Origin of the sequence: Sphaerisporangium sp. NPDC088356 (assembly GCF_040685555.1) — a bacterium.
GTDB lineage: Bacteria > Actinomycetota > Actinomycetes > Streptosporangiales > Streptosporangiaceae > Sphaerisporangium.
Map to the genome: position 1 here is coordinate 74,052 of NZ_JBFBIK010000020.1, position 9,775 is coordinate 83,826.

The following is a 9,775-nucleotide window of genomic DNA, read 5'->3' on the forward strand; positions in this document are numbered from 1 at the left end:
GGCGCCTCAGACGACTTCCCTCTCTGCAGGGACGGTACCTGGCTCGGGCTCCGCCGACGTGGGCAGGAAGCGGGCGACGAGCACCTGGTAGAGCCCGGCCCCGAGCAGGCCTCCGATGATCGGCGCCACGATGGGCACCCAGAAATAGAGGTTGCCGTACTGATCTCGCCAGGCCGTGCCGTACCCGGTGAGGAACGAGGCGAGGCGGGGGCCGAAGTCACGGGCGGGGTTGATGGCGTAGCCGGCGTTGGTGCCCCAGGCCATGCCGATCGCCACGACGATGAGGCCGACGATGAACGGCGCGAGGTTCGCGGCCGGGGAACTGTTGTTGAGGTCGGTGACGGCGAGGACGAGGAACAGCAGGATCGCCGTGCCGATCACCTGGTCGCGGAAGGCACCCCACTCGTGCACGGGGAGGGCGCCGTTGCCCGGCAGCGTGGAGAAGACGCCCTGGGTCTTGATCGTGTGGCCCGGGTCCGCCATGGAGAGCACTTCGCTGAAGTTCCACCGCACCAGGAGCGCGGCGACGAAGGCCCCCGCGGTCTGCGCGAGCGAGTACGGCAGGACCTTGCGCCACTCGAAGCCCTTGAAGACCGCGAGGGCGATCGTGACGGCGGGGTTGAGGTGCGCGCCACTGATCCGGCCCGCGGTGTAGACGCCGAGCGTGACACCGAGTCCCCAGGCCCACGCGATGCTGTCGTGGTCGCCGATGCCGCCGGCGACCACCTGCGCCACCACGGCCGTACCGAAGAGGATGAGGATCAACGTGCCCGCGAACTCCGCGGCCAGCTCACCGAGCAGGTTGGGGGCTTGTCTCGGTTTCGCCCTGTTGGCCATGGTTTCTCCTTACTGTGTCGCCGTACGACTCGCCGTGGTCCGAAGACCTCGGTCAAGGCGAAGAACGGTCGTACCACGGGCGACCCAGCGGGGCCTGACCCCCCGCTGACCTGTGACCAGCAGCAACGTGACCTGCAGCAACACTGCACCCATGACCAAGAAAGCCACGTTCACGACAGAGTCAAGAATCTTTTGCCGACATATCCCGACCCGGCCGGTTTGTTCGGCAGCGTTACCGTCTCCGCACGGATCAAGATTCCCCATTATGAGGACTTGACGCGGATTTTCCACGACGAGATCTCCCTCCCGGTGAACTCCAGCCCTGTGAGCGGGCGGCGTACCCGCCACGGCCGCGTACTGCGATCGCGGTAGCGGCGTATTCTCCCCACGGACGAGGAAACAGGGCCAGGTCAGCCCTAACGTGAGGACGTGAGTCGTCTGACCGGACTGCGCAACGCCATCCGCTCCCGCCCGTACGTGGTGGACACCGTCATCGCCGCCGTGACCTTCGCGGTGACGGTCATGGCCCCGCAGGCCGGCCATCCCAGGGAGACCTCGCCGCTGACCCCCGCCACCGTGGTGCTGGGCGCGGTGATGTGCGCCGCCCTGATCTTCCGGCGGGCGTGGCCCCGCGTCGTCGTGGCCGTGACCCTGGCCGGTCTCGTCGCCCACGTGGTCGTCGGCGGCACGCGCAGCGCCCTCGACCTCGTCCCCGCCATAGCGATCGCCACCATGGCCACGCACAGCCCCCGCCGCGACGCGTGGAGGATCGGGGTGATCTCCGCGCTCGTCCTCGCCGCGGCCCGCATCACGTTCTCCGACGCGTCGTGGTTCGGGCCCGAGGTGGCCGGCCAGGTCGCGTGGATCGGCATGGCGACAGCGGCGGGCGACTCGGTGCGCAACCGCCGCGCGTACGTCACCGCCGTCGAGGAGCGGGCGCGTCGGGCCGAGCAGACCCGGGAGGAGGAGGCCGAGCGGCGGGTGATGGAGGAGCGCCTGCGCATCGCCAGGGAGTTGCACGACGTGCTCGCCCACCACATAGCGCTCATCAACGTCCAGGCGCAGGTCGCCTCGCACGTGATGGACGACGAGCCACGGCAGGCCCGCGAGGCGCTCGGCCACATCCGCCAGGCCGGCCGTGCCGCTCTGGACGAGCTGCGCACCACGGTCGGGCTGCTGCGCCGGCCCGGCAGCACCGAGGAGCTGCCCACCGAGCCCGCGCCGGGCCTCGACCGCCTCCCCGAGCTGATCACCTCGTTCACGGCGGCGGGCCTGCGGGTCGACTGCCATCTCGAAGGCACCCCCCGGCCGCTCCCCTCCCCTGTGGAGCTGACGGCGTTCCGTGTCGTCCAGGAGGCGCTGACGAACGTCAGCAAGCACGCGGGCGAGGCCACGACGCGGGTGCGCATCACCTACGGGCGGCGTGACCTGACCGTCGACGTCACCGACGACGGCCGGGGCCACAACCCCATCGGTACGGCTGGCACCACCTGGACGAGCACGGCCCCGCAGGCGGGCACCGCCATCCGGGCGGGAACGGGCACCGCCGCCGAACCGGTCGCCGACGAGGACACGCCCACCGGCCACGGGCTGGTGGGCATGCGCGAGCGGGCACTGTCGGTGGGCGGCACGTTCAGCGTCGGACCGGCCCTCGGGCGCGGCTTCCGCGTCCACGCCGTCCTGCCCGCGCCCGAGACGAGCGACCTGTGACCATCCGCGTCCTGCTGGCCGACGACCAGGCCCTCGTACGGGCCGGATTTCGCGTCCTGGTCGACTCCGCGCCCGACCTGGAGGTGGTGGGCGAGGCCCACACCGGCCACGAGGCGGTGCGGCTCGCGCGCGACACCAAGGCGGACGTGGTGCTCATGGACATCCGCATGCCCGAGATGGACGGGCTCGCCGCGACCCAGGTGATCACCTCCGACCCCAACCTCGCCGCGGTGCGGGTCCTGGTGCTGACGACCTTCGAGATCGACGAGTACGTCTTCGCCGCGCTCCGCGCCGGGGCCAGCGGGTTCCTGGGCAAGGGGGTCGAGGCCGGCGAGCTGCAGGACGCCATCCGCGTCGTGGCGCGCGGCGACGCGCTGCTGTCCCCCGGCGCGACCAAGAGCCTCATCGCCCGCTTCCTGTCGGCTCCCGGCGCGAGGGTCGAGCACTCGCCGGAGATTTTGGCCGTGCTGACCGACCGCGAACGCGAGGTCATGACGCTGGTCGCGTCCGGGCTGACCAACGACGAGATCGCCGACCACCTCGGCATCAGCCGGATGACCGCGAAGACGCACGCCAACCGGGCGATGCTCAAGCTCGGCGCTCACGACCGCGCCCAGCTCGTCGTGATCGCCTACGAGACCGGCCTGGTGCGCCCCCAGCCTCGCTGACCTCTCCCCTGCCCGGACCGGCGGGCGTGGTAGTCCGTCGCGGGGCGTACGGCGATCGCGGTAGTCCAAGACCCTCCCCGCGACGGACGTTCGCACCTCCGGCAGCGATGAGCCTTGAAGAGTGGGCCGGACTTCCGGCACCGCCCGAGCGTGACCTCTCCCAGGACGCCAACCGGCACCCCGCCGAACCGACAAGAAGTGGACCGATGTCGTTACTCGCCAGACTGAGCCTCGCCAATCGCGGGCTCGTCGCCCTCATCACGATCGTGGTGGCCGCCTTCGGGGTGTACACCATCCCGGCGCTCAAACAACAGCTCCTGCCCTCGCTGTCCTTCCCCGCGGTGTCGATCGTCGCGCCCTACCCCGGGGCCGCGCCGCAGATCGTCGAGGACCGCGTCACCCGGCCGCTCGAAGACAGCGTCCGGAGCCTGAACGGCGTCACGGGGGTCACCTCCACCTCCCGCGAGTCCAGCGCGACGCTCCAGGTGCAGTTCGACTTCGGGACCGACATCGACGCGGCCCAGGGCCAGATCCAGCAGGCGATCGGCCGGATCAAGTCGCAGCTCCCCGCCGACGTCGATCCTCAGGCGGTCGTCGGCAGCACCGACGACATCCCCGTGGTCCAGCTCGCGGTCGCCTCCACCGAGGGCCAGCAGCAGCTCGCCGACAAGCTGAACGAGCAGGTGGTCCCCGCGCTCAGCGGCGTGGCCGGGGTCAGGGACGTGTCGGTGACCGGCACGCGCGAGCAGGTCATCACGATCACGCCCGACGACAAGGAGCTCGCCAAGCGGGGCCTCACCACCTCGGCGATCGCCGGCGCGATCCAGTCGGCCGGCACGCCGGTGCCCGCGGGCACGCTCACCAAGAGCGGCCAGTCGCTCAGCGTCCAGGTCGGCACCGCGCTCGGCTCGGTGAAGGACATCGCCGACCTCTACCTCCCCCCGTCCGCCGCCGCCCCCACCGGCCAGGCGCAGGGACAGGCGCGGCGGCCGGGCGGGCAGGGCGTTCCCGGCGCGCAGGGCGCGGCGGCGCCGGTCAAGCCGGCCGCCAGGCCCAAGCCCGCACGGCTCGGCGACGTCGCCACGGTGAAGCTCGGTCTCGCCGACTCCACCACGCTGACCCGCACCAACGGCAAGCCCAGCCTCGGCGTCTCGATCACCATGAAGCCCGGCGGCAACGCGGTGGCGATCTCGCACGACGTGCGGGCCAAGCTGCCCGAGCTGGCCAAGTCGCTCGGCGGCGGCGCGCAGTTCACCGTGATCTTCGACCAGGCGCCGTCGGTGGAGCAGGCCATCGAGAGCCTCACCACCGAGGGCCTGCTCGGCCTGGCGATGGCCGTGCTGATCATCCTGCTGTTCCTGTTCTCCCTGCGTTCCACCATCGTGACGGCGGTGTCGATCCCGCTGTCGGTGCTGATCGCCCTGATCGCCCTGTGGACCCAGGACTTCTCGCTCAACATGCTGACCCTGGGCGCGCTCACCATCGCCATCGGGCGGGTGGTCGACGACTCGATCGTGGTCCTCGAGAACATCAAGCGCCACCTGTCGTACGGCGAGGACAAGCGCCGGGCCGTGGAGAACGGCGTGCGCGAGGTGGCCGGCGCGGTCACCGCGTCCACGCTGACGACGGTGGCGGTCTTCCTGCCCATCGCGTTCGTCGGCGGTCTCGTGGGCGAGCTGTTCAGCCCGTTCGCGATCACGGTGACGGTCGCGCTGCTCGCCTCGCTGCTGGTGTCGCTGACCGTCGTCCCGGTGCTGAGCTACTGGTTCCTCAAGCGGCCCAAGGACGGCGACACCGAGGCGATCAGGCGGGCGGCCGACGAGAAGGAGCGCAGGAGCCCGCTCCAGCGCATGTACGTCCCGGTCATCCGCTTCGCCACCCGGCACCGGATCAGCACCGTGGCCATCGCCATGGTGATCTTCGTCGGCACCCTCGGCCTGGTCCCGATGCTGAGTACGAGCTTCATCGACAACTCCGGCCAGAACACCATCAGCGTCAGGCAGAACTTCCCGGTCAGCACCTCGCTCGCCTCGGCCGACGCCATGGCCAAGAAGGTCGAGCAGGTGGTCACCGGCACGAGCGAGGTCGAGTCGTACCAGGTCACCGTGGGTGGTGGCGGCGGCGGATTCGGCGGCTTCCGCGGCGGCGGGGGCGGCACGTCCCGCGCCAGCTACTCTCTGACGCTCCGCGACGGCACCGACGCGGGCGCCGTCGAGAAGCGGCTGACCGACCGACTCGCCGGGCTGACCGGCGCCGGCGAGATCACCGTGGGGCAGTCGGGCGGCTTCGGCGGCGACTCCATGCAGGTCGTGGTCCGCGCGGCCGAGCTCGACACCCTGCGCACCGCCGCGCAGACGGTCCAGCGGGCCATGGCCGGCGTCCCGGACGTCAGCGAGGTCACCAGCACGGTGGCCGACACCGCCCCGCGCATCGACGTCACCGTCGACCGCAGGAAGGCGGCGGAGAAGGGCCTCAGCGAGGTGGCCATCGGGCAGGCCGTGTCCCAGGCGTTCAGGGGGACCACCCTCACCCAGCTCGCCTTCGACGGCACCACGGCCGACGTCATCCTGCGGAGCGGCGACACCCCCACGTCACTGGCGGACCTGCGCGATCTGAAGATCGCCGGGAAGGTCACCGTCGGGGACGTGGCGAGCGTCAAGACCGTGAACGGGCCCATCGAGGTCACCCGCATCGACGGCGACCGCAGCGCCACGGTCTCCGGCAAGGCCACCGGTTCCAACCTCGGAGCCACCAGCGCCGCGCTGGACACCAAGCTGAAGTCCCTCACGCTCCCGCCCGGCGCGACGTACGAGATCGGCGGCGTCAGCGCCGACCAGGCGGAGGCCTTCGGCAGCCTCGGGCTGGCGCTGGTGGCGGCCATCGCCCTGGTGTTCTTCGTCATGGTGGCGACGTTCCGCAGCCTGATCCAGCCGCTGGTGCTGCTGGTCTCGATCCCGTTCGCGGCGACGGGCGCCATCGGCCTGCTGCTGGTGACGGGGACCTCGCTGGGCCTGGCCGCGATGATCGGCATGCTGATGCTGGTCGGCATCGTGGTCACCAACGCCATCGTGCTGCTCGACCTGATCAACCAGTACCGCGAGCAGGGGATGCCCCTGCACGAAGCGGTCGTCGAGGGCGGCAGGCGGCGGCTGCGGCCGATCCTGATGACGGCCCTGGCCACCATCTTCGCGCTGCTGCCCATGGCGCTCGGGATCACCGGCGGGGGCGGCTTCATCTCCAAGCCGCTCGCCATCGTCGTCATCGGCGGCCTGATCAGCTCGACCCTGCTGACCCTCGTGCTGGTGCCGACCCTGTACACCATGGTCGAGACCCGCAAGGAGAAGAGCCGGGCCCGGCGGCAGCGCCGCCGGGGCGCGGGTGCCCTCACGCCTCCCATCGAGGAGGCGCCGAGCGAGCCCGCCGTGAGCGGCGCGGGCCAGCCGTGAGCACGGGCCGGCGGGTGAGCGCGGACCGGCCGTAACACCCGTGGGGAGGCCAGAGACGGCCTCCCCACCCCTTCTCCCGGTGAAGCCTCGGACCGGTTCTCCCGGTGAAGCCCCCGAACCCAACCTCAAGAACATTGTTCGGTAGATCGCCGTGACCGGCCCACCTCCGGCCGCGAGACGGAATGGGCGCCGCTTTTCCCAAGTGAGGATGGAACTAACCCGTTGTCATTCCATATACGAAGTTTTAACGTTTTACCGAATCATTACCGGCAAGTGCGTGCGGCACCTCCGCACGAGCACTCCGCCATGTGAGCCAGGAGGATTCGACCCTGATGGTGAAGCCGCTGGGCGTGCAGCTGTACACCGTTCGTGATCACATGAAGGCCGATCGTGACGGAGTGTTACGGCGGATAGCGGAGATCGGCTACGGCGCCGTGGAGCCGTACGACCCGACCGACGATCCCAAGGGCTTCCGGCGGGTGATCGACGACCTCGGGCTCACGGTCTCCAGCACGCATGCCTACGCTCTGCTGTCGCAGGACCCGGACGTCGTCCTCGACGCGATCGCCACCGTCGGCACGGACCTCGTGATCATCCCGGGTGGCATCCCGCATGAGGAGTTCACCACGCGCGACGGTCTCGCCCGTACCGCCGACCTCCTCAACGGCCTCGCCGCGCACGCGGCGCGGTACGACATGCGCCTCGGCTACCACAACCACTGGTGGGAGATCGAGCCGAAGATCGACGGCGTCCACGCCATCGAGGTGCTCGCCGGGATGCTCGCCCCCGAGCTGTTCCTGGAGATCGACACCTACTGGGCGGCCGTGGGCGGCGCCGACGTGCCCGCTCTGCTCGGACGCCTCGGCGACCGCGTCGTGGCCCTGCACGTCAAAGACGGTCCCGGCGTCAAGGAGGTACCCCACACGGCCGTCGGCAAGGGCGTGATGCCGGTGCCGGGCATCCTCGCCGCCGCGCCGGACGCGTGGCGGATCGTCGAGCTCGACGACTGCGCCACCGACATCGTCGAGGCCCTCGCCGAGAGCCACGCCTACCTGACCGGGCTGGAGGGCGCATGACGACCGGGCCCGTGGGGGTCGCCATCGTCGGCGCGGGCGCGATCAGCGACGCCTACCTGCGCAACCTCACCACGTTCCCCGACGTCCGGGTGCTCGGGGTCGCCGACCTCGACACCGCGCGGGCCGCGGAGAAGGCGCGTGAGCACGACGTCCCGGTCTCCGGCGACGTCGACACCATCCTGGCCCTGCCCGACGTCGAGATCGTCGTCAACCTGACGATCCCCGCCGCGCACGCGGCCATCGCCTCCGCCGCCCTGCGCGCGGGCAAGCACGTGTACGGCGAGAAGCCGCTGACGCTCGACCCGGGCGAGGGCGACAAGCTCCTGGCCGAGGCTGCCTCGCGGGGGCTGCGCATCGGCAACGCGCCCGACACGTTCCTCGGCGCGGGCCTCCAGTCGGCCAAGCGCGCCTTGGCGTCCGGCCTGATCGGCGCGCCGGTCGCCGCGACCGCCGTGATGCAGAGCCCCGGGCCGGAGTCGTGGCACCCGAACCCCGAGTTCCTGTTCCAGCGCGGCGCGGGCCCGGTGTTCGACATGGGCCCGTACTACCTCACCGCGCTGGTCGCGATGCTCGGCCCGATCTCCAAGGTCGCGGCGACCGCGCGGCAGGCCAGGCAGCACCGGGTGATCGGCTCGGGGCCGAAGGGCGGTACGAGCTTCGCCGTCGAGGTGCCGACGCACGTCATGGCGCTGGTCGACTTCACCGGCGGCCCGAGCGCGTCCTCGACGTTCAGCTTCGACTCGCCGGCCGGCGTGACGATGATCGAGGTCATCGGCACCGAGGGCACGCTCTCGCTCCCCGACCCGAACACGTTCCAGGGACCGCTCAGGGTGCGCGTGGCGGGCGACGGCGACTGGCGCGAACTGCCTGTGGAGGGGACCGCGATCGGGCGCGGCCTCGGCGTGCTGGACATGGCCCGCGCGCTGCGCGGCGACCTTCCCCACCGCGCCTCCGGCGCGCTCGCCCTGCACGTGCTGGAGGCCATGACCGCGATCATCGAGTCCGCCGACCGGGGCGAGTTCCGGCACCTCGAGACCACCGCACAGGAACCGGAGCCCCTGCCCACCGGCTGGGACCCCCAGGAGGCCACCCTCGCCTGAACGACCCCGCGGGAGGACTCGGGCGGTCTAGCGCGGCATGGCGACCGTGAGCAGGATCGCCGAGTCCTCCAGCGCCTCCACGTGATGGCGTTCGTCGGGCACGATGAGCAGGTCGCCCGCCAGCGCGTCCCACGACACCTCGCCGGCCACCACGCGCACCCGCCCCCAGAGCACGTAGACCGTCGCCTCTCCCCGGAGCTCGTGCTCGCTCTGGACGGTGCCCTCGGTGAGCCCGACCACCGTCTGCCGCAGGACGCGTTCGTGCCCGCCGACGACGGTGTCGGCCGCCTGCCCGCCGGTCGACTCTGCCGCGCGTTCCAGCTGCCGGCGAGCCACGGCTACGAGAGAGAACTTCTTCATCGCGGTGTTTCCCCTTGTGTTCGGCACGCCGCTCCGCCGCGCGTCCCTTCCGGGCCGCCCGCCAGACCGCCCCCGTCGCGAGGCGACCGGGGCCTACTCCATGCCTACCCCGGTTGCGCGCCTCCCCTCCTCACGGGCCGCACGGGCTGTAGGAAGGGTTTGCCCGAGATGTTCCACTCGACCGTTGGGTGCCGCTGAGGGCAGCAGGGCGCATCGCCACCCGTCTCAGTGCGGAGCTCACAGCTTCCTGCGGAGCTCGTCGGAGCGGCGGCGGGCTTCCGTGGCGCGGCGGGCGGCGCGGCCCCGTTCCCGCTCGGCCAGGGTCACCCGCTTCTCGGCGGTCTCCTGCCGGTCGAGTGCGGCCTTGAGCTCCTTGCGCAGCCGCTCCGCCTCCTCGGTGACCGCCGTGCGGGCCCGCCCGGCGTCGCCGACCTCCGACTCCCACTCGGCGAGTGCCCGCTCCGCGTCGCGGGCCTCGGCGGGGGGGGGGGGGGGGGCGGGGCGGGCCCGCCGCCCCGCGGCCGGAGGGGCACCGAGGGGGGGGACGGAAACGATCGCGGAGGAGGGTGCGAGACCCC

Annotated in this window: 8 protein-coding genes; 5 read left to right on the plus strand and 3 right to left on the minus strand. The window is 71.5% G+C overall.

Annotated elements, in window-relative coordinates; genetic code table 11:
* Positions 1-6: 6 nt before the first annotated feature.
* Positions 7-837 carry an MIP/aquaporin family protein gene (locus AB0O34_RS10775; protein WP_363914950.1) on the minus strand — a complete coding sequence of 277 codons (831 nt, stop codon included), beginning with the start codon at positions 835-837 and terminating at the stop codon, positions 7-9.
* Positions 838-1,266: 429 nt separating this feature from the next.
* Here AB0O34_RS10775 and AB0O34_RS10780 point away from each other — a divergent pair, with 429 nt between their 5' ends.
* The 5 genes from AB0O34_RS10780 to AB0O34_RS10800 all read left to right on the plus strand — a co-directional run bounded on the left by AB0O34_RS10780 (position 1,267) and on the right by AB0O34_RS10800 (position 8,837).
* Positions 1,267-2,547, plus strand: a complete 1,281-nt coding sequence (locus AB0O34_RS10780; protein ID WP_363914952.1) for a sensor histidine kinase — start codon at positions 1,267-1,269, stop codon at positions 2,545-2,547.
* Entirely contained in the window at positions 2,544-3,215 is a 672-nt protein-coding gene (locus AB0O34_RS10785) for a response regulator transcription factor (protein ID WP_363914954.1), read from the plus strand. The genes AB0O34_RS10780 and AB0O34_RS10785 overlap by 4 nt, the downstream gene beginning before the upstream one ends.
* 206 nt (positions 3,216-3,421) lie before the next feature.
* A complete protein-coding gene (locus AB0O34_RS10790) occupies positions 3,422-6,661 on the plus strand; it encodes an efflux RND transporter permease subunit (RefSeq protein ID WP_363914956.1) in 3,240 nt (1,079 codons plus the stop codon).
* A 332-nt stretch (positions 6,662-6,993) separates the two neighbouring features.
* Positions 6,994-7,737 carry a sugar phosphate isomerase/epimerase gene (locus tag AB0O34_RS10795; protein WP_363914958.1) on the plus strand — a complete coding sequence of 248 codons (744 nt, stop codon included), beginning with the start codon at positions 6,994-6,996 and terminating at the stop codon, positions 7,735-7,737.
* Positions 7,734-8,837, plus strand: a complete 1,104-nt coding sequence (locus tag AB0O34_RS10800) for a Gfo/Idh/MocA family oxidoreductase (RefSeq protein WP_363914960.1) — start codon at positions 7,734-7,736, stop codon at positions 8,835-8,837. The genes AB0O34_RS10795 and AB0O34_RS10800 overlap by 4 nt, the downstream gene beginning before the upstream one ends.
* A 27-nt stretch (positions 8,838-8,864) precedes the next feature.
* Here AB0O34_RS10800 and AB0O34_RS10805 read toward each other — a convergent pair whose 3' ends face one another.
* Both AB0O34_RS10805 and AB0O34_RS10810 read right to left on the minus strand, forming a co-directional pair.
* Entirely contained in the window at positions 8,865-9,197 is a 333-nt protein-coding gene (locus AB0O34_RS10805; protein ID WP_363914962.1) for a LuxR family transcriptional regulator, read from the minus strand.
* Positions 9,198-9,434: 237 nt separating this feature from the next.
* Positions 9,435-9,775, minus strand: a 341-nt coding sequence (locus AB0O34_RS10810) for a hypothetical protein (protein ID WP_363914964.1), incomplete at its 5' end; no start/stop codon positions are given.